This window comes from Aeromicrobium massiliense JC14 (assembly GCF_000312105.1).
Classification (GTDB): Bacteria; Actinomycetota; Actinomycetes; order Propionibacteriales; family Nocardioidaceae; genus Aeromicrobium; species Aeromicrobium massiliense.
In genome coordinates this window covers 121,403-145,535 of sequence record NZ_HE978636.1, presented here as the reverse complement: position 1 = coordinate 145,535, position 24,133 = coordinate 121,403, and the positions used below count along the sequence as shown (strand labels likewise).

The window sequence follows — 24,133 nt, the reverse complement described above, 5'->3', positions numbered from 1 at the left end:
ATCGGGTCCTCGGGGTTGGCGGTGCCGTAGAGGTAGACCCGGTCGCCGACGACGGCGGCCGCGGCTCCCCAGGTCGGACGCGTGCGGACGGCCCGGTCGGGGCCCAGGTCGGTCACCGCCTGCAGCTGCGGGGTGCCGCTGCGGTCGACCCGGAAGACGGCGACCGCCGGGCCGAGGTTCTCGAAGTCCTGGCTCTGCGCGCCGCCGGTGGAGCGGACGCGCTGGGCCATCACGCCCACGAGGTCGTAGCCCTCGCGCGGCACCGCGGCGACCGACATCGGCCAGTAGCCCACGCCGTCCTCGCGATCGGGGATCAGCGCGCCGTGGTCGGGGTGCTCGACCAGCCCCGCGCAGCCGGGCCCGAACACGAGCATGGAGTTGCGGACGAAGCGGTCGCCCGGGTAGTCGGGACCGCGCAGGGTGTCGCCGAAGACGTACAGCGTGCGACCGTCCTGCAGCCGGACGCTCGCGCCCACGTCGCCACCGCGGAAGCCCTGCTGGGAGCGGTATCCCTCGGTGACGTCGTTGAGTCCCTCGAGGGACGTCGGCAGCTCGAACGGCTGGCAGGCGGTGGTGTTGAGCCGGGGCCGGTCGTCGCCCTGCCACGGCCGCCAGACGAGCACCACGACCAGGACGACGACGAGGCCCACCACGCCCGCCGTCCACCAGGGGTGGCGGCGGACGAGCGGGTGGGCGCTGACGTCAGGCGTCGTCACGGGCGCGACCCGCCCAGGTGCCGGCGAGCACGAGCGCGAGACCGGCGGCCAGCCACAGGCCCAGGACGAGCACCGAGTGCCCGACCCCGGCGCCGTCGAAGTAGACGATGCCGCGGATCGCGCTGGTCCCTGCTCCCGGTGGCAGCCACGGGCCGATCATGCCGAAGAGCGGCGGCAGCAGCGACGCGGGATACGCGCCTCCCGCGCTGGGGTTGCCGAGCACCACGAACAGGACGATCGCGGCGGCGATGCCGACCAGGCCCAGCCAGGTCTCGAGCGCGAGGGTCGCCATGCCGACGGCCAGCACGAGGAGCGAGCCGAAGCCGGCCAGCGACCAGAACCCGTGGTCGAGCGCGCCGAGCCACGGCCCGGCGACCCAGGCGCCGCCGATGCCGGAGAGCAGCGAGTAGCCGACCATGCCGGCGATGCGGACGCCGGCGCGGCGCAGGCTCGGCAGGCGCGTCCCGGCGGTGATGCCGAGCACGGACGCGGCCAGGTAGCCGCCGACGACCCAGCCGACGGCCAGGTAGAAGGCGCTGAGCCCGCGCGCGTCGCCCTCGCCGGCCGCGATCACGTCGGTCGTGGTGAGCGCGCGCTGGCGGGCCTCGGAGACCTGCCCGACGACGGTCTCGACCGCCTGCGACTGTGCGGCGCCGTCGGCGCTGGCGACGAGCAGCTCGTCGCCGTCCCGGCCGAGCAGCAGCACCCCGGCGACCTCGCGCTCGTGCAGCTGGTCGCGGGCGGTGGCCTCGTCCTTCGCGACGCTCGCGTCGAGCGGGTGGCCCTCGAGCGCGTCGAGGCTGCGGGCGGTGTCGCGCGCGGTGTCGGCGGGGGCCCCGGCCGGGGCGACCACGGCGACCGGGACGTCGCGCGGGTCGGGGGAGTGGAAGGCGCCGACGTAGCTGGCGATGAACGCGAGCTGGACCAGCAGCACCCCGACCAGCAGCAGGGCGGGGCGGCGCAGGGACGCGATGGTGGACGGCTCGGACACGGCTTCCTCTTTCGATACGATTCGTATTCAATACAGAGTGTATCCTGATGGACGTGGACAGCACACCCCCGGCGACGAGGCGACGATCACAGACCCGCGCCCGCCTGGTCGAGGCCGCCGAGGAGCTGTTCGTCGCCCGCGGCATGCACGGCACCTCCATCGAGCAGGTCTGCGAACGGGCCGGCTTCACCCGCGGGGCGTTCTACTCGAACTTCGCGTCGCTGGACGAGCTGCTCGTCGCCGTCCACGACCGCCGCGCCGGCCTGGCGATCGAGACCGTGCGCGAGGCCGTCGGCACGATGACCGCCGGTGACCGCGCGCCCTCGCCCGCCGACGTCATCGCGGTCGTGCTCGAGCGGCTGCCGGTCGACCGCGCCTGGCACGTCCTCGGCGCGGAGCTCTCGCTGGCCGCCCTGCGCGACCCCGCCCTGGCCGACGTCCAGCGGGCCGAGCGGGCCGAGCTCGTCGACGCGCTCGTGCCCACCGTCACCCGGGCGCTCGAGGCGGCCGGGCTCGTGGCCCCCGACGGCGTGGACGAGCTGACGCGCGACCTCGTGGCGGCCTACGTCGGCACGGCGGACGACCGGCTGCTGCACCACGACGACACGCCCACCGTGCGGCTCATGACGCGGGTGGTGTCGGCGAGCACGCACCCGCGTGGCTGACCTGCCGCGACGCTCCCGCGGCCCTAGCCTGGGCGGGTGAACGAGCCCCACCTCATCGTGCTCTTCGGAGCCACCGGCGACCTGGCGCGGCGCAAGCTGCTGCCGGGCATGCTCCACCTCGTGCGCTCCGGCCTGGTCGGGGACGTCCGCATCATCGGCGCCTCCCTGGACGACCTGGACGACGAGGGCTTCCGGGCCCTGGCGCAGAAGGCGTGCCGCGAGCACAGCAGCCGCGACGTCACCGACGACTCGTGGGCCGACTTCGTCCGCCGGCTGCGCTACGTCAACACCAGCCACGGTCCCGAGCGGCTGGCCGCCGTCGCCGCCGAGCTCGAGGCCGAGCTGGGCGGCACGCCCCGGCGCCTGCACTACCTGAGCGTCCCGCCCAGGGCGGCGCTCGACGTCGTCCACACGCTCGACGCCGCCGGTCTCGTGGAGCGCTCGCGGGTGATCATGGAGAAGCCGTTCGGCACCGACCTGGAGAGCGCCAAGCGGCTCAACGCCGAGCTGCACCAGGTCTTCGACGAGGAGCAGATCTTCCGCATCGACCACTTCCTGGGCAAGGAGGCGGCGCTCAACATCCTGGCCTTCCGGTTCGCCAACGGCCTGTTCGAGCCGATCTGGAACCGCACGTTCATCGAGCACGTCCAGATCGACGTCCCCGAGACGCTCGGGCTCGAGGGACGTTCCGGGTTCTACGAGGGCACCGGGGCGTTCCGCGACATGGTGGTCACGCACCTGTTCCAGATCCTGGCGTTCATGGCGATGGAGCCGCCCACGGCGCTCGACTCCGAGGCCATCAGCGAGGAGAAGAACAAAGTCTTCCGCTCGATGCTGCCGCTGCGCACCGACCAGGTGGTCCGCGGCCAGTACCAGGGCTACCGCGACGAGCCGGGCGTCGACCCCGACTCCGACACCGAGACGTTCATCGCGCTCAAGGCCGAGATCGACAACTGGCGGTGGGCGGGCGTCCCGTTCTACCTGCGCACGGGCAAGAAGCTGGCCGAGGGGGCGCGGATCATCTCCATCGCCTTCCGCGAGCCGCCCAAGTCGATGTTCCCGGCCGGCTCGGGCGTCGGCCTGCAGGGCCCGGACCACCTCACGTTCGACCTGGCCGACTCCTCAAGGCTGTCGCTGTCGTTCTACGGCAAGCGGCCCGGCCCGGGCATGAAGCTGGACAAGCTCTCGATGCAGTTCGCGATCCAGGAGACCGAGCGCGCGGGCGCGGTGCTGGAGGCCTACGAGCGGCTCATCCACGACGCGATGCGCGGCGAGCGGACGCTGTTCACGACCGCCGAGGGCATCGAGCGGCTGTGGGAGGTCTCCCAGCCGCTGCTGGACGACATGCCGCCGGTGCGGCCCTACCAGCAGGGCTCGTGGGGACCGAACTCCATCCACCAGCTCATCGCCCCGCGCGCGTGGCGGCTGCCGTTCGAGCGCACCTGGCGCGCGCCGGACGAGCACGCGTCCTAGGCCGCGTCAGCGCTGGAGGTCGACCGTCTCCAGCGGTCCGGCGCCCAGGTCGTCGGACCCGCGTCCGGTCTCGGCGAAGCCGCGCGAGCGGTAGAACGCCAGGCCCGCGGTGTTGCGGGCGTAGACGGTGACGCGCAGCGACGGCCGGTCGCCCTGGGCGACGTCGAGCAGCCGCGTGCCCAGCCCCTGGCCGTGCCAGGCGGGGTCGACGTAGAGCAGGCGGACGTGGTCGTCGTGCGCACCCACGAACGCGACGGGCGCGCCGTCGTCGTCGACGACCGCCCAGACGTCCATGGACGGCAGCAGGCCGTCGCGCACGTGCGGACGCATGACGGCGACGTCGTCGGTCGTCAGGAACGTGTGGGTCGTGGTGACGGCGCGCTGCCAGACGTCGGTCAGGGCGTCGAAGTCGGCCTCGCCGGCCCGGCGCACGGACGTCACCGCGACCACTCCTGCTCGACCAGGCGGAGCGCCTCCTCGCGCGACAGGCCGCGGCGCCGCTGGCCGGCGGCGTACTCGCGGGCCGCGGCGGTGGCGTCGGCGTCGCCCAGGCCCGGCGCGGCCACGAACGTCCCGCGCCGGCCGTGGGTCTCGATGACGCCGTCGGCCTCCAGCGCCTTGTAGGCCTTCGCGACGGTGTTGGCGGCCAGACCCAGCTCCTCGGCCAGCGCCCGGACGGTGGGCAGCCGGTGACCGGCGGCGAGCGTGCCGTCCGCGGCCTGCGCGGCGACCTGTCGGCGCACCTGCTCGAAGGGCGGCTCGGAGTCGTGGACGTCGACCTGGATCATCGCCCGATCGTCGCAGGTGCGGGGGAGCGCGCCGGGTTCGGGCTGTCGGCACGGGCCCGTAGGCTGGGGATGCCATGACCCTGCCGTTCCCCGTGCCCCAGCAGACCCCCCGCGCCGACGCCGCCGAGCCGCGTCGCGCCCGTTCCGAGACCCTGCTCGACGGGCTCAACGACGCCCAGCGGGCGGCCGTCGGCCACGTCGGCGGGCCGCTGCTCGTGGTCGCGGGCGCCGGGTCGGGCAAGACCCGCGTGCTCACCCGCCGCATCGCGTGGCTCATCGCGGCCCGTGGTGCGCACCCCGGGTCCATCCTGGCCATCACGTTCACCAACAAGGCGGCGGCCGAGATGCGCGAGCGCGTCGCCGACCTGGTCGGCGGCAAGGCCCGCATGATGTGGGTCTCGACCTTCCACTCCGCCTGCGTGCGCATCCTGCGCCGCGAGGCGACGAAGTTCGGCTACACGTCCTCGTTCACCATCTACGATGCCGCCGACGCGCGCCGGCTCATGACGCTGGTCTGCCGCGACATGGAGCTCGACCCCAAGAAGGTCAACCCGCGCGCGGTGCTCAACCACGTCTCGAACCTCAAGAACGAGCTGGTCGACCACGAGAGCGCGCGCAGCCGGGCGACCACGCCCACCGAGGAGACGTACGCCGAGGCGTACGCGCTCTACCAGCAGCGGCTCCAGGCGGCCAACGCCATGGACTTCGACGACCTGATCATGAACACGGTGCACCTGTTCCAGGCGTGGCCGGACGTCCGCGAGTCCTACCGCCGGCGCTTCCGCCACGTGCTCGTCGACGAGTACCAGGACACCAACCACGCCCAGTACCAGCTCATCCGCGAGCTGTGCGACGAGCAGTCCGACCTCATGGTCGTCGGCGACTCCGACCAGTCGATCTACGCCTTCCGCGGCGCCGACATCCGCAACATCATGGAGTTCGAGCAGGACTTCCCGAACGCCGACACCGTGCTGCTCGAGCAGAACTACCGCTCCACCCAGACCATCCTGTCGGCGGCCAACGCGGTCATCAGCCGCAACGACGGCCGCAAGGACAAGAAGCTGTGGTCGGCCGAGGGCGACGGCGAGAAGATCGTCGGCTACGTCGGCGACGACGAGCGCGACGAGGCCCAGTTCGTCGCCGACGAGATCGACCGGCTCACCGACGAGAAGCTCGCCGGCCCGCAGGACGTCGCGGTGTTCTACCGCACCAATGCCCAGTCGCGCGTGTTCGAGGAGGTGTTCATCCGCGTCGGCCTGCCCTACCGCGTCGTCGGCGGCGTGCGCTTCTACGAGCGCAAGGAGGTCAAGGACGCCCTGGCCTACGTCCGCGTGCTGGTGAACCCGCGCGACACGGTCTCGCTGCGCCGCGTGCTGAACGAGCCCAAGCGCGGCATCGGCGACCGCGCCGAGGCGGCGCTCGAGCGCTTCGCCGCCCGCGAGGGCACGAGCTTCTGGGACGCCATGCAGCGCGTCGACGAGGTGCCCGACCTGGCCACGCGCTCGGTCAACGCCATCCGCCAGTTCGCCGAGGTGCTCGAGGGGCTGCGCGTCATGGCCGCCGACGGCACCCCGGCCGACGAGGTGCTCGAGGCCGCCCTGACGCGGTCGGGCTACCTGTCGACGCTGGAGGGCAGCACCGACCCGCAGGACGAGACCAGGGTCGAGAACCTGGCCGAGCTCGTGGCCGTGGCCCGCGAGTTCGTCGTCGGTGCCGCCACGCTCGGCGACGACGAGGGCGAGGGCGAGGAGTCCGACGACGACGAGGTCGCCGCCGCCGACCGCGAGGCCGACCTGACGCCCGGCTCGCTGCCGGCGTTCCTGGAGCAGGTCGCGCTGGTGGCCGACGCCGACCAGCTGCCCGAGTCCGGCGAGGGCGTCGTGACGCTCATGACGCTGCACACCGCCAAGGGCCTGGAGTTCCCGGTCGTCTTCCTCACCGGCATGGAGGACGGCGTCTTCCCGCACATGCGCTCGCTGGGCGACAACACCGAGCTCGAGGAGGAGCGCCGGCTGGCGTACGTGGGCATCACCCGGGCCCGCCAGCGGCTCTACCTGACCCGGGCCACGGTGCGCTCGGCCTGGGGCGCGCCGTCCTACAACCCGGCCTCGCGCTTCCTCGACGAGGTGCCCGAGAACCTGGTCGACTGGCGGCGCACCGGCTCGGCGCCGACGCAGTGGACGCCCTCGCAGCCCGCGGCGTCCTTCCGCTCGTCCACGGTGGCCGCGCGGCAGAAGAAGAAGGCGGCCGGCCCGATCGTGTCGCTGTCGCCCGGCGACCGCGTCACGCACGACAGCTTCGGCATGGGCAGCGTCGTCTCCGTCGAGGGTGCGGCCGAGAAGTCCGTCGCCACCGTCGACTTCGGCTCCCAGGGCGTCAAGCGGCTCCTGCTCCGCTACGCCCCCGTCCAGAAGCTCTAGCCCCTCACCCCAGCCCGGTTCCACCGAGATGTGTGAAGAAAAGAACCGCGGAGGCCGGTCTGGCGGTCGGTTTCTTCACATATCGCGGCGGACGCGCGCCCAGAGGGATCCGAATGAAGGGCGCGGGCCGCGGTAGCCACGCGCGACCAGCGCGGCGTGCGCCCGCCAGGCGATGCTGGCCGGACGTTCGAAGTCAGCCACGGTGATCACCACCAGGGTCCAGCCGGCCGCGTGGATGCGCTCGCGGCGCAGATGATCCTTCTGTCGCTGCACGGCGTCGCGCTCGTGGACCCAGCCGTCGTGCTCCACGACGACGCGCCATGCGGGCAGGACCAGGTCGCCGCGCGCCACCCACTGCCCACGGTCGTCCAGCAGCTCGACGTTCGTCTCCGGCTCCGGGAGACCGGCGGCGACGATCAGCAGTCGGACGTCCGTCTCGCGTGGCGAGTCGACGCGCGGCCGCACCAGGTGGGCGGCTTCCCTCGCGCGGATCACGCCGTCCAGGTGATGCTCGTCGGCATACCGGACGAGCCGAGCCGGCGTGGTCAGGCCGGCTCTGGAAAGGGCGTCACCGGCGCGGACGAGCCGGCGCAGTCCCAGGACGGTCGCACAGTCGACGAACGTGCGTTCCGGTCCGAGGCAGGCGATGCCTCGCACGGGACGCGGGGCGAGAGCGTGACGTCGGCGGTGCAGGCGCACGCCCTGGAGGACGGTCTGCGCGGTGCTGTCGGTGGACAGGTGCACGACGGCGGCGAGGCGGTCGGTCCCCAGCAGCCAGTCGAGGGCGGTCACGTGGCTGAGTACCGCGCGGCCCGGCGCCGCGAGCACCGCGGCCTCCAGCTGGAGCCGTGGCGTCAGCTCGGTGGCGCCCAGACGCCACACCCTGGGGTGGAGGCGGACGAACCGCGCGCTGCGCAGCATCCGGTCGGTGACTCCGTGGTCTCGCGCCGTGGCGGTCGTGAAGGCACGTCCGGTGAGCGAAGTCGTGGGATCTCGGCGATCGAGCATGCGCCCAGCGTGCGCGTCCGGCACCGGGCATGGCTGACGTCGATGACGCACCTGTGGACGCGCTGCCGCGAAGTGTGAAGCCATGCACCGCCTCCGGCGGGAAGGCGGTCGATAGCTTCACACTTCGCGGGGGAGCCAGGCTCGGGTGAGGTGGTCGGGGAACGGCGAAGGCCCCGAGCGGGTGCTCGGGGCCTTCGGCGAAGAAGCGGTGACTTACGGGTTGACGTCGTGCTCCTGGAGCGCGGCGAAGGGGTCGACCGCGCCGCCGCCACCGGGGTGGACCTCGAGGTGCAGGTGCGGGCCGGTCACGTTGCCGGTGGAGCCGGTGTAGCCGATCACGTCACCGGCGGCGACCTGGTCGCCCGGCTCGACGACCACGCGGCTCTGGTGGCAGTACCAGATCTCGGTGCCGTCCTCCAGGACGATCTCGGTCTTGTTGCCGTAGGCGCCGGCGTAGCCGGACGACTTCACGGTGCCCGCGGCGACCGAGACGATGGTCGAGCCCGACGGGCCGGCGAAGTCCAGGCCGGTGTGGCGGCCGCTGGACCACAGGCCGCTGGACTGGCCGAAGCGGGCGGTGATGCGGTAGCCGGTGACCGGCAGGACCCAGCGGTTCAGCGCGAGGTCGTCGGCGCGGGCCTGGACGGCTTCGCGGATCTGGCTCTGCTGCTGCGCCACCTGGGCCGCGGCCTGCTCGGCCGAGACGCGCCGGTCGGCGCTGCGGCTGACGTCGACGTTGGCGTCGGTGTCGTCCGCGTAGGTCTGGGAGATCGCCGTGTAGCTGTTCTGCGGGAACGGCGAGTCGGTCTGCGAGGAGTAGGCCACCGAGCCGACGCCGGCGGTGATCAGCGCGAGCGCGCCGGCCATCGCGGGGGACGGGAGGAGCTTCTGCCACGCGCTGCGCTGGGGTCGCGCAGCACGCTTTCCGGGGCCGGTGCTGCGACGGTCGTTCTCACGGACGTCGGCGCGGCGCTTCGGGGCGGACGAGCTCACTCAGGAACCTTTCGGGGGGCCAGCAGGACCGGATCGACCATAGCCGACCGAGCGGTCAAACCGAAACCACTTTCAACCATCCGGTGGACAGCAGGCGGCTGCCCCGCGGGAATCCGGGCCCTCGTGTGGAAAGACTCACAGCCGGCCGGAAACGCTCAGGTGTGCGCCCGGACGTGCTCGGCCACGGTGCGGGCGACGGTCTCGGCCTCGTGCCGCACGACCCAGTGCCCGGCGTCGACGTCGACGCGCGACAGCCGCTCGACCATGGCAGGCAGGTCCTCGTACAGCGCCGGCGAGAGGTAGCGGTCGCGCAGCGGCACGACCAGGCGCACCGGGACGGACGTGCGCCGCAGCCCCCGCGCGGGCAGCCCGACGTTCTGCCGGTACAGGTTGATGCCGTGCCGCACGTCGGTCACGAAGGTCGGCCCGAACCGGACGTCCTCGAGCCGCTCGATCGCCGACCGGGCGAGGCCCGGCCCCGCCGACAGGACGAGCTCGGGCACCAGCGGCACCTGGAACGCGCCGATGTACCAGGAGCGCCGGGCCTGGTCCAGGACGCGGCCGAGCCGTCGCCGCCGCACGTTGTGCCGGAAGTAGTGGCCCAGCAGGTCGATCGGCGGGCCGCTGATCGAGGTGAAGGACGCCAGCCGGCCGCGCAGGCGCGGGTCGTCGGCCTCGGTGAGCACCGCCTCCCACAGCTGCACCGAGCCCCAGTCGTGCCCGACCAGGTGCACCGGGTGGTCGGGGACGGTCGCGTCCAGCACGGCGACCAGGTCGTCGACCAGGCGCTCGCGCCGGTACCCGTCGTGGCGCGGGGGAGCGGTGGAGCAGCCCGCCCCGCGGACGTCGTAGGTGACCACCGTGTGGTCGGCGGCCAGCCGTGCCGCCACGTCGTCCCACACGCCCTGGGTGTCGGGGAAGCCGTGCACCAGCACGACGGCGGGGCCGGTGCCGCGCACCCGCACGTCGAGCAACACGTCGCCGGATCGCACCCGGCTCGAGCCGTCAGCCATGCCGTACACCCTGGCACGGCCGCGGTGCGGACGCTCGCCTGTGACCCACCTGACGCGCGTCCCCCGTCATCCAGGCGTTACAGTCGCGGAGGCCCATTTCTGGCCGTCGGGTCAGCCACCTGGGCGTTTCGACCAAAGGACGGACATCACCGTGGATTTGATGGAGTACCAGGCGAAGGAGCTCTTCGCGAAGCATGGCGTGGCGACGACCCTCGGCGTCGTTGTGCAGACGGCGGACGAGGCCAAGGCTGCCGCCGAGCAGCTGGGCGGCGTCACCGTCATCAAGGCGCAGGTCAAGGCCGGAGGCCGTGGCAAGGCGGGCGGCGTCAAGCTCGCCAAGACCGCCGACGAGGCCTACGAGCACGCGTCGAACATCCTGGGCATGGAGATCAAGGGCCTCACGGTCAACCGTGTCCTGGTCACGCCGGCGACCCCGCCGGTCGAGGAGTACTACTTCTCCTTCCTGCTCGACCGCTCCAACCGCAGCTACCTGTGCATCGCGAGCGTCGAGGGCGGTGTCGAGATCGAGGAGGTCGCGAAGACCAACCCCGAGGCCGTCCGCCAGATCCCCATCGACGCCGGCACCGGTGTCGACGAGGCCAAGGCCCGCGAGATCGTCGCCGACGCCAAGTTCCCGGCCGAGCTGGCCGACCAGGCCGTCACGATGATCCAGGCGCTGTGGAAGGTCTTCGTCGAGGAGGACGCCACGCTCGTCGAGGTGAACCCGCTCGCGCGCCTGGAGGGCGACAAGCTGGAGGCGCTGGACGGCAAGGTGTCGCTGGACGACAACGCGTCCGAGGTGCGTCACCACGAGCACGAGGACTTCGTCATCCACGAGGAGGCGGACCCGCTCGAGGCCAAGGCCAAGGCGAAGGGGCTCAACTACGTCAAGCTGGACGGCGAGGTCGGCATCATCGGCAACGGCGCCGGCCTGGTCATGAGCACCCTGGACGTCGTGGCGTACGCCGGCGAGAAGCACGGCAACGTCAAGCCGGCCAACTTCCTGGACATCGGCGGCGGAGCGTCGGCCGAGGTCATGGCCAACGGCCTGGACGTCATCCTGCACGACCCGCAGGTGAAGAGCGTCTTCGTCAACGTCTTCGGTGGCATCACCTCCTGCGACGCGGTCGCCAACGGCATCAAGGGCGCCCTCGAGCTGCTCGGTGACGAGGCGTCCAAGCCGCTGGTCGTCCGTCTGGACGGCAACAACGTCGACGAGGGTCGCGCGATCCTCAACGAGCTGAACCACCCGCTCGTGACGCAGGTGGACACCATGGACGGTGCGGCCGACAAGGCCGCCGAGCTGGCGAACGGCTGAAGGGGCTGACATGTCGATCTTCCTGACCAAGGACTCCAAGGTCATCGTCCAGGGCATCACCGGCGGCGAGGGCTCCAAGCACACCGCCCGCATGCTCGCGGCCGGCACGGACATCGTGGGCGGCGTCAACGCCCGCAAGGCCGGCACGACCGTCACCCACACCGACGCCTCGGGCAACGAGGTCGAGCTGCCCGTGTTCGGCTCGGTCGCCGAGGCGATCGAGAAGACCGGCGCCGACGTGTCGGTCGCGTTCGTCCCGCCGGCGTTCACCAAGGACGCCGTCATCGAGGCGATCGACGCCGAGATCGGTCTGCTCGTCATCATCACCGAGGGCGTGCCGGTGCAGGACTCCGCGGAGTTCTGGGCCTACGCGCAGGGCAAGAAGACCCGCATCATCGGCCCGAACTGCCCCGGCATCATCACGCCGGGCGAGGCGCTGGCCGGCATCACGCCGGCCAACATCGCCGGCAAGGGCCCGATCGGCCTGGTGTCGAAGTCGGGCACGCTGACCTACCAGATGATGTTCGAGCTGCGCGAGTTCGGCTTCTCGACCGCCATCGGCATCGGCGGCGACCCGATCATCGGCACGACGCACATCGACGCGCTCGAGGCGTTCGAGAACGACCCCGAGACCAAGGCGATCGTCATGATCGGCGAGATCGGCGGCGACGCGGAGGAGAAGGCTGCGGCCTACATCCAGGCGCACGTCACCAAGCCGGTCGTCGGCTACGTCGCGGGCTTCACCGCTCCCGAGGGCAAGACGATGGGTCACGCCGGCGCCATCGTCTCCGACGGTGCGGGCACGGCCCAGGGCAAGAAGGAGGCCCTCGAGGCCGCCGGCGTGAAGGTCGGCAAGACGCCGTCCGAGACCGCCGCCCTGATGCGCGAGATCCTGCAGTCGCTCTGACGCACTGACGCGAAGGGCCCCACCGCCTCGGCGGTGGGGCCCTTCGTCGTCCCGGGTGACGCGGTCCGGGTGCGCGCTCGCTCAGCGAGCGTGGGCGAGCCGCTGTCCGGCGCGCTCGATGAGTGCCTCGAACACCGGGCGCGGGATGTCGACGTCGCGTGACGACGTGAGCGTCACCTGCGAGACGTACCGGCCGCGCTGCACCAGTCCTGTGCGGTACTGCACCTTCTGCTTCTTGCTGACCTCGAAGACCATCCGCCAGGTGCGCTGACGCTGGTCGTCGGTGCGGGCCTTGCCGGCCTGCGAGATCGTCGCGGCGAGGTTGTCGCGCGCGCACGCGTTCATGAGGTCCTCGGAGTCGTCGACCAGGCGGCGGGCCGCCTTCTCGTCCGACAGCCGGACGAGGGTCTGCGAGACGGCGAACTGCGCCGGCAGCTGCTCCTTGGCCTCGGGGATGAGGAACACCCGAGAACCGACGACCTTGCCGGACTTGCGCGAGCTCTTGCGCACCTCGCACGGGGTCGCCGCCGGGTCGTCCTTCGCGACGGTGGGGGGCGTCCCGGCCCACACCTTGTCGACGGCGCCGACCGGCGGCAGGTCGACGATGCCCAGGAAGGCCGGGGCGGTGGACGTGGCGGGCGGGACGGTGCGCTGCACCTGCAGGTCGGTGGTGCAGGTGCCGCCGCTGTCGATGCACACGCGCAGCACGGCGTCGTTGAGCGTCTGGGCGAAGGTCTCGATGGCCGGCGCCTTCGCCCCCATCACCTCGTGCACGACGACGCTGGTCACGGTGCCGGAGCTGCTCAGGCCGACGGTGAACGTCTTCTCCGGGTCGCGGTAGCTGCGCAGGCGCAGGATCGTGAAGTCACCGAACGGACGGTCGACCGTGTACGAGTCGAGCAGCTGCACGCGCGGGTGGGTGCAGTCGGCGTACCAGGACACCAGGGTGCGGTACGCCGCCGTGGCCGCCTTGCGGCTGCGCGAGACCTCGATCGCCTCGGCGACGCGCTCGCCGGACTGCCCACCGGTCGTGTAGGTGCGCACGAAGACCCGCTCGGGGTCGGGGTTGGCGAACCTGTCGATCGGGCAGGTGGAGTAGGGCTCGCGGTTGTCCGGGTTCGTGTCGGTGCCGCTGACCGACCACGTGGCCGTCGGGTTGAGCCGCGAGACCTGCTCGGACGTCAGCAGGTCGTCCTCGTCGACCTCACGGGCGTCGAGGGTCTGCATGGGGGACTCCGCGCTGAGCTTCTCGCGCTGCGGGACGTCGACGTTGCGGGCCATGGGGTCGGCGGCGTCGGTGGCGGTGAAGCCGCCGAGGACGACCGCGAGCACGGCCACCGCGACGAGGGCGACGGCGTTGCGCCGCTCGCTGCGCCGGGCGCGGGTGCGCAGCAGGCGGGCCTCGGGCAGCTCGAGGCCGGAGGTGACGCTGCCGAGCGCCTGCAGGCGCGACTCGAGCTGCTCGATGCCCTGGCCGAGGGACTGCTCGAGGGCGGCGAGCGCGTTCGTGGCGCCCTCGATGCCCTCCTCGGCGGTGACGCCGACCTCGCGGGCGGCGTCGTCGAGGTCGATGTCGCCGAGCGTCATGAGCACGACGAGCCGACGCTCGTCGACGGGCAGGTCGAGCAGGGCGTCCAGCAGGGCGGTGTCGCTGTCGTCCTCGTGCCGCTTGCGCAGCGGGTGCGTGCCGCGGCTCAGGCCGACGGACCGCCAGGCCTCGCCGCGCACGTAGCCCAGCGGGTCGCTTCCGCGGACCTTGGACCAGTCGCGCCACGCGTGGCGGTAGGCGCTCACGGTGCTCTCCAGCGCGACCTGGCGGTCGCCGGTGGAGGCGTACATGACGCGCAGCGTCTGTTCGGCGGTCGCCGCGTAGAAGCTGTTGAACTCGTCGACGCGAGTCATGGATCAGCCTCCGGGGGGATCGGCGTTTCTGCGAGGAGCGGGGCCACTTTACAGGCAGGGTGGGAGGGATGAGCGCGACGACGGCACCCGTGACCCTGCGGTCCGCGATCCTCACCGGCGTCGCGACCGCCCTCGCAGGCATCCTGCTCTGCCTGGCCGTCGTGGTGCTCGCCGGGGCGAGCCCGGACCTGCACGCGCTGCGCGTCGCCGCCCGCGCCTGGCTCGTCGCCCACGGCTCCGGCGTCTCGGCCGGCGGGGTCGACTACACCGTCCTCCCGCTCGGCGGGATCCTGGCCGCCGTCGCCCTGGTGGCCGTGCCGACCGCCGTCGCCACGCGTCGCGACGTGCCCGAGCCGGGCGTGCTGCTCGCCGGCACGGCGGGCGCCTACGGCGTCGTCGCGGCCCTGGCCGCCGCCCTGGCCGGCACCGGTGGTGACGACGTGTCGGTCGGGCTGGTCCGGGGCACGTTCGCGGCGTTCGTCGTCGCCGCGATCGGCGCCTGGGCCGGCATCAGCGTCCACCCGCGTCACCGCGTCCGCTGGTGGCCCACCGAGAACGCCGCCGTGCGGGCGGTCGTCCGGGCGGCGTCGGCCGGAGCCGCGTCCCTGCTGCTGGCCGCGGCCGTGCTCTACCTGGTCCTGCTGGCCGTCCACCTGCCACGGGCCGCCGACCTGTGGGCCGGGCTCGCGCCCACGGGCACCGGCGCCGCGGGACTCTCGGCGGTGAGCGTCGCGGCCGTCCCGAACCTGGTGCTGTGGACGCTCTCAGCCATGGTCGGGCCGGGCTTCGCGCTCGGTGCCGACACGTCCGTCGACCTCACCGGCGTGCACCTGGGCGCCGTCCCGGCCCTGCCGACGCTGGCCGCGCTGCCGTCGCCGGGCGAGCTGCCCGGCTGGACGGTGCTGCTGGGCCTCGTGCCGCTGCTCGCCGGGGCGTGGGCCGGCTGGCGCCTGCAGGCGCCGGAGGGGACCGGGCTTTCCGAGCGGGTCGGACTCGGGGCTGCAGCCGGAGGGCTGGCCGGCGCCGCGGTCGGCGTGCTCGTCGCGGTGAGCGGGGGCAGCGTGGGGGCCCAGCGCCTGGCCGACGTCGGGCCGCCGGCCTGGACCCCGCTGCTCGTGGCCGTGCCGGTGCTCGCGCTGGGCGGCGCCCTCGGGCAGGCGCTGACGCACTATCGTGACGTCCGTGCCGGACACGACGACGCCCCCGAGGACCGCCCGTCTCGTCGTCCTCGTCTCCGGGTCTGGGACGAACCTGCAGGCCCTGCTCGACGCGACCGCTGACCCCGCCTACGGCGCGCAGGTCGTGGCCGTCGGCTCCGACCGGCCGGACGTCGAGGGGCTCAGCCGCGCCGAGCGCCACGGGGTGCCGACCTTCGTCCTGCCACTGAAGGACCAGCCCGACCGCGCCAGCTGGGACGTCGCGCTGGCCGAGCAGGTCGCCGCCCACGAGCCCGACCTCGTCGTGCTGGCCGGGTTCATGAAGCTGGTCGGCCCCGCCTTCCTCGAGCGGTTCGGTGGCCGGACGCTCAACACCCACCCGGCCCTCTCGCCGTCGTTCCCCGGCGCCCACGGGCCGCGCGACGCGCTCGCGTACGGCGTGAAGGTCACGGGCGCGACCCTGTTCGTCGTCGACGCGGGCGTCGACACCGGCGTGATCGTCGCGCAGACCGCCGTCCCGGTGCTCGACCAGGACGACGAGGCGTCGCTGCACGAGCGCATCAAGGTCGCCGAGCGCGCGATGCTCGTCGAGCACGTCGGTCTGCTGGCCCGCCACGGCTTCACCGTCGACGGCCGCCGGGTGCGGCTCGGCTGACCACCCGACGCGGTCGGTATGCTCGGGCCAGGTCGCGACTGGCGCAGGTGGGTTGAACCACCAGGGAGCGGCCGCCACCCCATCAACGGCATGGTCCGCCTGGGTGCCGGGGTACGAGCTCGATCCGTCGTCGCGTACCAGGAGACCGCATGAACGCCACCCCCTCGTCCCTCCGCCCGATCCGCCGGGCCCTCGTCTCGGTCTACGACAAGACCGGCCTGCCCGAGCTGGCCCAGGCGCTGCACGCCGCGGGCGTCCAGATCGTCTCGACCGGGTCCACCGCCCGCACGATCGAGGACGCCGGCGTGCCCGTCACCCCGGTCGAGGAGCTCACCGGCTTCCCCGAGTGCCTCGACGGCCGGGTCAAGACGCTGCACCCGCGCGTCCACGCCGGCATCCTGGCCGACCTGCGCCTGGAGTCGCACCAGCAGCAGCTCGCCGACCTCGGCGTCGAGCCGTTCGACCTGGTGGTCGTCAACCTCTACCCGTTCCGCGAGACCGTCGCGTCGGGCGCCGAGCCGGACGCCGTCGTCGAGCAGATCGACATCGGCGGGCCCTCGATGGTGCGCGCCGCGGCCAAGAACCACCCGAGCGTCGCCGTCGTCGTGTCGCCCTCGGCCTACGGCCAGGTCAACGAGGCGCTGGACGCCGGCGGATTCAGCTTCGAGCAGCGCCGCCGCCTCGCCGGGCAGGCGTTCGCCCACACCGCCGCCTACGACGCGGCCGTCTCGTCCTGGTTCGCCAGCGTCTACGACGCCCCCGAGGACGGCTGGCCGGAGTTCGCCGCCGACACCTGGGACAAGTCCGCGGTGCTGCGCTACGGCGAGAACCCGCACCAGCAGGCCGCGCTCTACACCGACGGCAGCGGGGGTCTGGCCGCCGCCGAGCAGCTGCACGGCAAGGAGATGAGCTACAACAACTACGTCGACACCGACGCCGCCCGCCGGGCCGCGTACGACTTCGACGAGCCGGCCGTCGCGATCATCAAGCACGCCAACCCGTGCGGCATCGCCGTCGGCGCGGACGTGGCCGAGGCCCACCGCCGCGCCCACGCCTGCGACCCGGTCTCGGCCTTCGGCGGCGTCATCGCGGTCAACCGCCCGGTGAGCGTCGAGATGGCCGAGCAGGTCGCCGACGTCTTCACCGAGGTCATCGTCGCCCCGGGCTACGAGGACGGCGCCGTCGAGGTGCTGCAGGGCAAGAAGAACATCCGCATCCTGGTCTGCCCCGACGAGGACGCCCAGGTCACGACCGAGTTCCGGCAGGTGAGCGGCGGCCTGCTGGTGCAGGTGCGCGACCGGGTCGACGCGCCCGGCGACGACCCCTCGACGTGGACGCTGGCCGCCGGCGAGTCCGCCGACGAGGCGCTCCTCGCCGACCTGGCGTTCGCCTGGACCGCGGTGCGCTCGGTGAAGTCGAACGCGATCCTGCTGGCCAAGGACGGCGCCTCGGTCGGCATCGGCATGGGCCAGGTCAACCGGGTCGACTCCTGCCACCTGGCCGTCGACCGCGCCGGAGTCGAGCGGGCCCGTGGCTCGGTTGCCGCCTCTGACGCGTTCTTCCCGTTCGCCGACGGGCCGCAGGTGCTGCTCGAGGCCGGCGTGCGGGCGATCGTCCAGCCCGGTGGCTCGGTGCGCGACGAGGAGACCATCGCGGCCGCGAACGCCGCCGGCGTCACGATGTACCTGACCGGCACGCGGCACTTCTTCCACTGAGACGACGGCGCCGGCCCGGGTTAGGGTGCGCCCATGCGCATCCTCGGGTCGGCGCTCGTCGCCGCAGCTGCTCTGGTCGGCTCCTCCCTCGTCGCGGCCGCACCGGCCACGGCCGCTGAGGAGTCCCGCTACGTCGCCCGGTCGGAGGTCATCGGCACGTCCCACCGGGGACGTCCGATCAAGGCCTACTTCCGCGGTGACCCGAAGGCGACGCACGTGCTGCTCGTCCTGGGCCAGATGCACGGCAACGAGCGGGCCGGCCGCAAGACGGCCAGCTACCTGGTCCGGCACCGCAAGCCGAAGGCCGGCACGGCGATGTGGGTCGTGCCGACGATGAACCCCGACGGCCACCGCAAGGGCACGCGCACGAACGCGCGCGGCGTCGACCTCAACCGCAACTGGCCGACGAGCGGCTGGACGCGCAAGGGCAAGGGCACCCGCACGTGGGGCGGCCGGGCCCGGGGGAGCGAGCGCGAGACCAAGGCGATGATGCGCTTCCTCAAGCGGGTCAAGCCCGACTACATCGCCTCGATCCACCAGCCGTACGGCGTGATCGGCAAGAGCTCCAAGGACCGTGCCTGGCACAAGCGGCTGGCCACGGAGCTCGGGCTCAAGCTCAAGTCGCTGCCGGTCGGCCCCTCGGACAAGGTCTCGCCGACGCTCACCGGCTGGTACAACCGGTACTACGGCAAGCACGGCACGGCCACGACGATCGAGTACCGCGCGAAGCCGTCCACGGCGTGGGCGGGCAAGAAGGCCAGCCGCGCGATCATGACGGCGGCCCGCGTCCGCTGACCCGCGGGTGGCAGACTGACCCGCGTGACGGCGAAGATCCTCGACGGCAAGGCCGCAGCGGCGGCGATCAAGGACGAGCTGCGGGTCCGCGTGGACGCGCTGCGCGCCCGCGGCGTGGTGCCCGGCCTGGGCACGATCCTGGTCGGTGACGACCCGGGCAGCCGCTGGTACGTCAACGGCAAGCACAAGGACTGCGCCGAGGTCGGCATCGAGTCGATCCGCATCGACCTGCCGGCGTCCGCGACGCAGGCCGAGGTCGAGGCGGCGGTCGACCGGCTCAACGCCGACCCGGCCTGCACCGGCTACATCGTGCAGCTGCCGCTGCCGCGCGGCCTGGACGAGAACGCGGTCATCGGCCGCATCGACCCGGCCAAGGACGCCGACGGCCTGCACCCGACCAACCTCGGCTGGCTCGTGCTGGGCAAGCCGGCGCCGCTGCCCTGCACGCCGCGCGGCATCATCGAGCTGCTGCGCCGCCACGAGGTCCCGATCGCCGGCCAGCACGTGGTGGTCGTGGGCCGTGGCATCACCGTCGGACGTCCGATGGGCCTGCTGCTGACCCGGCGCAGCGAGAACGCCACCGTCACGCTGTGCCACACCGGCACCGTCGACCTGGCCGCCGAGGTGAGCCGCGCCGACATCGTCGTGGCCGCGGCGGGCGTGCCGGGCATCATCACCGCCGACATGGTCAAGCCCGGGGCGGCCCTGCTGGACGTCGGCGTCAGCCGCGTCGACGGCAAGATCGCCGGCGACGTCGCCCCCGAGGCCTGGGACGTCGCGGGCTGGGTCTCGCCCAACCCCGGCGGCGTCGGCCCGATGACGCGGGCGCTGCTGCTGGCCAACGTCGTCGACTCCGCGGAGCAGCAGGGCGCGTGAGCCGGCTCCCCCCGCTGCCGCGCAGCCGCGGCTCGCAGATCTACCTCGGCCAGCTGGTCGTGGTGACGATCGGGCTGCTGCTCACCGTCGTCGGGTTCTGGCGGGCCGGCGTGGCGACGATCGGGGCGTCGTTCCTGGTCGCGTCGCTGCTGCGGGCCGTGGTGCCGCAGTCGCACGACGGCATGCTGCGCGTGCGTGGGCGCGTGTTCGACGTGACCTGGACGGCCCTGCTCGGCGCCGCGCTGGTCGTCCTGGCCTTCAACGTGCCCGGCCAGCCCGGCTAGCTCAGATCAGGCCGAGCGCCCGCACCGCGTCGCGCTCCTCGACGAGCTCGGCGGCGGTCGCGTCCATCTTCTGCCGCGAGAAGTCGTCGATCTCCAGGTCGGGCACGATCTGCCAGTCGCCGCCGGACGTGGTGACCGGGAACGAGTAGACGAGCCCCTCGGGCACCCCGTACGACCCGTCCGACGCGATGGCCATGGAGACCCAGTCGCCCTCCGGGCTGCCGAGCAGCCAGTCGCGGGCGGCGTCGACCGTGGCCGACGCCGCCGAGGCGGCCGACGAGGCGCCGCGCGCCTCGATGATCGCCGTGCCGCGGCGGGCGACGGTGGGGATGAAGTCGTCGCGGACCCAGGCGTCGTCGACCAGCTCGGTGGCCGGACGGTCGCCGACCCGCGCGTGGTGCAGGTCCGGGTACTGGGTCGCGGAGTGGTTGCCCCACACCGTCATGCGCGTGACGTCGGCCGCCTGGGCGTCCGTGCGCCGCGCGAGCTGGGCGATGGCGCGGTTGTGGTCGAGCCGGGTGAGGGCGCTGAAGCGCTCCTTCGGGATGTCGGGGGCGTTGCTCATCGCGATGAGTGCGTTGGTGTTGGCCGGGTTGCCGGTCACGCCGATGCGGACGTCGTCGGCGGCGACCTTGTTGAGCGCGCGGCCCTGCTCGGTGAAGATCGCGCCGTTGGCCTCGAGCAGGTCGCCGCGCTCCATGCCCTTCGTGCGGGGCCGGGCGCCGACCAGCAGCGCCAGGTTCACGCCGTCGAAGACCTGCTCGGGGTCGTCGCCGATCTCGACCGAGTCCAGCAGCGGGAACGCGCAGTCGTCCAGCTCCATGACGACGCCCTCGAGCGCCTTGAGGGCCGGGGTGATCTCGAGCAGCCGCAGCTGGACCGGGCGGTCGCCGAGCAGCGCTCCGGACCCGAGCCGGAACAGCAGGCTGTAGCCGATCTGGCCGGCGGCACCGGTGACCGCGACCTTCAGAGGGGACGGGCTCACGTTCGCTCCAATCGTCGATCCGGTCTCGAACGTAGCACCGGCCGGTGCCGCGCGCCGGACGCACGAGGGCCCCCGACCCGGTGGTCGGGGGCCCTCGTCAGGCGGGGTGCGTCAGACGCGGACGCCCATGCCGTCAACCTCGCCGGCGGCGACGTCGTCGCCCTTGCCGAGGGTGACGGCGGTCTGGATGCGGGCACCGATCTCCGGATCGACGCTCGTCCAGTACCAGAACGCGCGCTCGCGGACGACGTCCACGGTGACGCCGCTCAGGGCGCCGGCCACGGTCTCGACCAGCTTGTCGCGCTGCGCGTCGGTGAAGACCTCGCGCACGAGGGTGCCGGCCTGGCCGAAGTCGTCGTCCTCGCTGTGCAGGCGGTAGGCGCTGCGGACGATCTCGGTGTCGGTCTCCCAGCCGTCCTCGGCCACGCCCTGCTCGTCGGCGAAGCCGCGACCGAAGGAGTTCGGCGCGTAGACCGGCGCCGAGCCCGCGTGGTCGAACGTCATCTGCGCGTCGAACAGGTACGAGTTCGCCTCGACCGACGCCTTCGGACGGTTGACCGGCAGCTGGTGGAAGTTGGCGCCGATGCGGTAGCGCTGCGCGTCGTTGTAGGCGAACGCGCGGCCCAGGAGCATCTTGTCCGGCGACAGGCCGATGCCGGGCACCGTGTTGCCGGGCGAGAACGCCGCCTGCTCGATCTCGGCGAAGAAGTTCACCGGGTTGCGGTTGAGCGTGAGCGTGCCGACCGGGATCAGCGGGTAGTCCGCGTGCGGCCAGACCTTGGTCAGGTCGAACGGGTTGAAGCGGTACTCGGCGGCGTCCGCGTACGGCATGACCTGGACCGACAGCTTCCAGCTCGGGAACTCGCCGCGCTCGATCGCGTCGAAGAGGTCCTGGCGGTGGAAGTCGGCGTTGTCGCCGGCCACCTTCGCCGCCTCCTCGTTGCTCATGAACTCCATGCCCTGGGCGGTGTGGAAGTGGTACTTCACCCAGAACTTCTCACCGGCGGCGTTGATCCACTGGTAGGTGTGCGAGCCGTAGCCGTTCATGTGGCGCCACGTGGCGGGCAGGCCGCGCTCGCCCATGAGGTAGGTGACCTGGTGGGCCGACTCGGGGTTCAGCGTCCAGAAGTCCCACTGCATGTTGGCGTCGCGCAGGCCCGAGGCGGCGAGGCGCTTCTGGCTGCGGATGAAGTTGGGGAACTTCATGGGGTCGCGCAGGAAGAACACCGGCGTGTTGTTGCCGACGATGTCGTAGTTGCCCTGCTCGGTGTAGAACTTCAGCGCGAAGCCGCGGACGTCGCGCCACGTGTCGGGGCTGCCCTGCTCGCCGGCCACGGTCGAGAAGCGCAGCAGCGACTCGGTGGTCGTGCCGGGCTGGAAGAGCGCGGCCTTCGTGTACGCCGAGACGTCCTCGGTGACCTCCAGGACGCCGAACGCGCCCGCGCCCTTGGCGTGCGGGTTGCGCTCCGGGACGCGCTCGCGGTTGAAGTGGGCGAGCGTCTCAACCAGGTGGACGTCGTGCAGCAGCAGCGGGCCGTTGGCGCCGACGCTCAGGCTGTTGCGGTCGCTCTCGGCCGGGGCGCCGGCGGCGGTGGTGCTGCCGGTGGCCTCGGGGGCGTTGGGGGGCGTGGACATTCAGTCACTCTCCTTGTGGCTGGTTGCGGAAGACGGGGCGGCCGACGCGCACGTGGGGCACAGGCCCCAGAACGTCACCTCGGCCTCGTCGATGGTGAACCCGTGCGTCGACGACGGGGCGAGGCACGGAGCCGCGCCGACCGTGCAGTCGACGTCCTCGATGGCGCCGCAGCCGCGGCACACGAGGTGGTGGTGGTTGTCGTCCACGCGCCGCTCGTAGCGGGCCGGGGAGCCGGCCGGCTCGATGCGGCGCAGGAGCCCGGCGGCGCTGAGGTCGCCGAGCACGTTGTACACGGCCTGCACGGACGTGCCGGGCAGGACGGTGCGGACGTCCTGGAAGACCGCGTCGGCGTCGGCGTGCGGGTGGCCCGCCAGCGACGTCAGCACGGCCAGGCGGGGCGCCGTGACACGCAGGCCGACGTGGTGGAGCGCGTCGCGCAGCTCCGCCTCGTCGACGGTGTGGGGTGTCGTGGTCACGGGGGAGACGCTATCGCTTCTTTTGAAGAATTAAAAGAACGGTCGGTGGCGTGTCGGTGACGTCACGGCACCGGACGTGAGCCCCAGCACGCTGGGGAACAGCCACGCCGATCAGGTGGTTCGATCTACTCGTGACGACGACTGCCCCCACGCCCGCCGGCCGCACCCGACTCGCGCTCCTGGCCCTCGCCCTGGGCGGCTTCGCCATCGGCACGACCGAGTTCGTGACCATGGGCCTGCTCAAGGAGATCGCCGACGGCATCGACGTCTCGATCCCGAAGGCCGGCCACATCATCACGGCCTACGCCTTCGGCGTCGTGGTCGGTGCCCCGCTCATCGTGTCGCTGGCGGCCCGGCTGCCGCGCAAGGCGCTCGTCGTCGGGCTGGCCCTGGCGATCGGCGTGTTCAACGGCCTGACCGCCGTCGTCGACGGCTACGTCCCGGTGATGGTCGTGCGCTTCCTCGCCGGCCTGCCGCACGGCGCCTACTTCGGCGTCGCGGCGCTCGTCGCCTCGTCCCTGGTGGCGCCCGAGCGCCGGGCCCGCGCGATCAGCATGGTGATGATGGGCCTGTCGGTCGCCACGGTCGTCGGCGTGCCCGCGTCCACCTGGCTGGGCCAGGCGCTGGGCTGGCGCTCGGCGTACGTCCTCGTGCTCGCCGTCGCCGTGGCCGCCGCCGCGATGGTCGCCCTGTTCGTCCCGCACCGCCCGGCCGACACCAGCGCCTCCCTGGGCCGCGAGCTGCGCGCCCTGCGACGTCCGCAGGTGCACCTGGCCGCGGCCGCCGGCTCGGTCGGCTTCGCCGGCATGTTCGCGATGTACAGCTACATCAGCCCGATCGTCACCGACGTCACCGACCTGTCGAAGGGCGCGATCCCGTGGTTCCTGCTGGCGTTCGGCCTCGGCTCGCTGGCCGGCACGTGGATCGCCGGCCCGCTCACCGACCGCAGCGTCAACGGCACCGTGCTGCTCGGCCTCGGCGGCATGTCGGTGCTGCTGCTCGTGCTCTTCCCGCTCATGTCGTGGGCCCTGCCGACGATGCTGCTGGTCTTCCTCGTGGCGGCGTTCGGCTCGCTGGTGGCGATCAGCATGCAGGTGCGGCTCATGCACGCGGCCGGCGAGGCCGAGATGCTCGGCGCCGCGCTCAACCACTCCGCGCTCAACGTGGCCAACGGCCTGGGCGCCTGGCTCGGCTCGGTCGTCATCGCCGCCGGCTGGGGCTATCGGGCGCCGACGCTGGTCGGCGCGGGCCTGGCCGCCGCGGGCATCGCGATCTTCCTGGTCGGCGTGCGCGTGGAGCGCACGGCCCTGGCCCGCGAGGCCGACGCGACGCCCCTCGCCGAGCCCGCCCGCTCGTAGCG

At 72.7% G+C, this 24,133-nt stretch carries 23 protein-coding genes; 12 read left to right on the top strand and 11 right to left on the bottom strand.

Annotated features, from left to right (window positions below):
• Positions 1–716 (bottom strand): hypothetical protein (locus tag HGAM_RS20495; protein WP_390622748.1); only part of this gene is annotated, 716 nt, incomplete at its 3' end.
• Complete coding sequence (locus HGAM_RS17055; protein ID WP_019143549.1) at positions 703–1,707, bottom strand: ABC-2 transporter permease; 1,005 nt, start codon at positions 1,705–1,707, stop codon at positions 703–705. The genes HGAM_RS17055 and HGAM_RS20495, both read right to left, overlap by 14 nt.
• A 53-nt stretch (positions 1,708–1,760) precedes the next feature.
• Between HGAM_RS17055 and HGAM_RS00695 the strand changes: the two genes are divergently transcribed.
• Together HGAM_RS00695 and zwf are read left to right on the top strand one after the other, a co-directional pair.
• On the top strand, positions 1,761–2,372 hold the full coding sequence (locus HGAM_RS00695) for a TetR/AcrR family transcriptional regulator (protein WP_172636407.1): 612 nt from the start codon (positions 1,761–1,763) through the stop codon (positions 2,370–2,372).
• Positions 2,373–2,408: 36 nt separating this feature from the next.
• Positions 2,409–3,845: a glucose-6-phosphate dehydrogenase gene (gene zwf, locus HGAM_RS00690; RefSeq protein ID WP_019143547.1), complete on the top strand. Its 1,437-nt coding sequence runs from the start codon at positions 2,409–2,411 to the stop codon at positions 3,843–3,845.
• Positions 3,846–3,851: 6 nt separating this feature from the next.
• Here zwf and HGAM_RS17050 read toward each other — a convergent pair whose 3' ends face one another.
• Entirely contained in the window at positions 3,852–4,286 is a 435-nt protein-coding gene (locus tag HGAM_RS17050; RefSeq protein WP_147543450.1) for a GNAT family N-acetyltransferase, read from the bottom strand.
• Complete coding sequence (locus tag HGAM_RS00680; protein ID WP_019143545.1) at positions 4,283–4,633, bottom strand: GntR family transcriptional regulator; 351 nt, start codon at positions 4,631–4,633, stop codon at positions 4,283–4,285. Before HGAM_RS00680 ends, HGAM_RS17050 begins: the two co-directional genes overlap by 4 nt.
• Positions 4,634–4,707: 74 nt before the next feature.
• On the opposite strand from HGAM_RS00680, the gene pcrA reads away from it, so the two are divergent.
• Positions 4,708–7,053, top strand: a complete 2,346-nt coding sequence (gene pcrA, locus HGAM_RS00675; RefSeq protein WP_019143544.1) for a DNA helicase PcrA — start codon at positions 4,708–4,710, stop codon at positions 7,051–7,053.
• 75 nt (positions 7,054–7,128) lie between these two features.
• Here the strand turns inward: pcrA and HGAM_RS17045 are convergent, their stop codons facing one another.
• The 3 genes from HGAM_RS17045 to HGAM_RS17035 form a co-directional block, all read right to left on the bottom strand.
• Positions 7,129–8,085 carry a hypothetical protein gene (locus HGAM_RS17045; protein ID WP_147543449.1) on the bottom strand — a complete coding sequence of 319 codons (957 nt, stop codon included), beginning with the start codon at positions 8,083–8,085 and terminating at the stop codon, positions 7,129–7,131.
• Between the two features lie 189 nt (positions 8,086–8,274).
• Positions 8,275–9,054: a M23 family metallopeptidase gene (locus HGAM_RS17040; protein WP_019143542.1), complete on the bottom strand. Its 780-nt coding sequence runs from the start codon at positions 9,052–9,054 to the stop codon at positions 8,275–8,277.
• Between the two features lie 155 nt (positions 9,055–9,209).
• Positions 9,210–10,067: an alpha/beta fold hydrolase gene (locus tag HGAM_RS17035; RefSeq protein ID WP_019143541.1), complete on the bottom strand. Its 858-nt coding sequence runs from the start codon at positions 10,065–10,067 to the stop codon at positions 9,210–9,212.
• A 151-nt stretch (positions 10,068–10,218) separates the two neighbouring features.
• Here HGAM_RS17035 and sucC point away from each other — a divergent pair, with 151 nt between their 5' ends.
• Both sucC and sucD read left to right on the top strand, forming a co-directional pair.
• Positions 10,219–11,385: an ADP-forming succinate--CoA ligase subunit beta gene (gene sucC / locus HGAM_RS00655; protein WP_038951446.1), complete on the top strand. Its 1,167-nt coding sequence runs from the start codon at positions 10,219–10,221 to the stop codon at positions 11,383–11,385.
• Positions 11,386–11,395: 10 nt separating this feature from the next.
• A complete protein-coding gene (gene sucD / locus HGAM_RS00650) occupies positions 11,396–12,292 on the top strand; it encodes a succinate--CoA ligase subunit alpha (protein WP_019143539.1) in 897 nt (298 codons plus the stop codon).
• An 81-nt stretch (positions 12,293–12,373) separates the two neighbouring features.
• On the opposite strand, the gene HGAM_RS17030 is transcribed toward sucD, so the two are convergent.
• Entirely contained in the window at positions 12,374–14,194 is a 1,821-nt protein-coding gene (locus tag HGAM_RS17030) for a SigE family RNA polymerase sigma factor (RefSeq protein WP_019143538.1), read from the bottom strand.
• A 68-nt stretch (positions 14,195–14,262) separates the two neighbouring features.
• Between HGAM_RS17030 and HGAM_RS00640 the strand changes: the two genes are divergently transcribed.
• The 6 genes from HGAM_RS00640 (at position 14,263) to HGAM_RS20490 (ending at position 19,676) form a co-directional block, all read left to right on the top strand.
• The gene (locus HGAM_RS00640; RefSeq protein WP_019143537.1) at positions 14,263–15,474 is read left to right on the top strand and encodes a cell division protein PerM; all 1,212 of its coding nucleotides are present in this window, start codon (positions 14,263–14,265) and stop codon (positions 15,472–15,474) included.
• Complete coding sequence (gene purN, locus HGAM_RS00635) at positions 15,377–16,006, top strand: phosphoribosylglycinamide formyltransferase (protein ID WP_038951445.1); 630 nt, start codon at positions 15,377–15,379, stop codon at positions 16,004–16,006. Before HGAM_RS00640 ends, purN begins: the two co-directional genes overlap by 98 nt.
• Positions 16,007–16,155: 149 nt before the next feature.
• A complete protein-coding gene (gene purH / locus HGAM_RS00630) occupies positions 16,156–17,721 on the top strand; it encodes a bifunctional phosphoribosylaminoimidazolecarboxamide formyltransferase/IMP cyclohydrolase (RefSeq protein WP_019143535.1) in 1,566 nt (521 codons plus the stop codon).
• 33 nt (positions 17,722–17,754) lie between these two features.
• A complete protein-coding gene (locus tag HGAM_RS00625; RefSeq protein ID WP_038951444.1) occupies positions 17,755–18,516 on the top strand; it encodes a M14 family zinc carboxypeptidase in 762 nt (253 codons plus the stop codon).
• A 24-nt stretch (positions 18,517–18,540) separates the two neighbouring features.
• Entirely contained in the window at positions 18,541–19,392 is an 852-nt protein-coding gene (locus HGAM_RS00620) for a bifunctional methylenetetrahydrofolate dehydrogenase/methenyltetrahydrofolate cyclohydrolase (RefSeq protein ID WP_019143534.1), read from the top strand.
• Positions 19,389–19,676, top strand: a complete 288-nt coding sequence (locus HGAM_RS20490) for a DUF3017 domain-containing protein (protein ID WP_019143533.1) — start codon at positions 19,389–19,391, stop codon at positions 19,674–19,676. The genes HGAM_RS00620 and HGAM_RS20490 overlap by 4 nt, the downstream gene beginning before the upstream one ends.
• A gap of 1 nt (position 19,677) precedes the next feature.
• Here the strand turns inward: HGAM_RS20490 and HGAM_RS00610 are convergent, their stop codons facing one another.
• From HGAM_RS00610 to HGAM_RS17020, 3 genes are all read right to left on the bottom strand, one after another.
• Complete coding sequence (locus tag HGAM_RS00610) at positions 19,678–20,661, bottom strand: malate dehydrogenase (RefSeq protein WP_019143532.1); 984 nt, start codon at positions 20,659–20,661, stop codon at positions 19,678–19,680.
• A 111-nt stretch (positions 20,662–20,772) separates the two neighbouring features.
• A complete protein-coding gene (locus tag HGAM_RS00605) occupies positions 20,773–22,296 on the bottom strand; it encodes a catalase (RefSeq protein ID WP_019143531.1) in 1,524 nt (507 codons plus the stop codon).
• Positions 22,297–22,773 carry a Fur family transcriptional regulator gene (locus tag HGAM_RS17020; RefSeq protein ID WP_019143530.1) on the bottom strand — a complete coding sequence of 159 codons (477 nt, stop codon included), beginning with the start codon at positions 22,771–22,773 and terminating at the stop codon, positions 22,297–22,299.
• A 131-nt stretch (positions 22,774–22,904) separates the two neighbouring features.
• Here HGAM_RS17020 and HGAM_RS00595 point away from each other — a divergent pair, with 131 nt between their 5' ends.
• The gene (locus HGAM_RS00595; protein ID WP_019143529.1) at positions 22,905–24,131 is read left to right on the top strand and encodes an MFS transporter; all 1,227 of its coding nucleotides are present in this window, start codon (positions 22,905–22,907) and stop codon (positions 24,129–24,131) included.
• Positions 24,132–24,133: the final 2 nt, after the last annotated feature.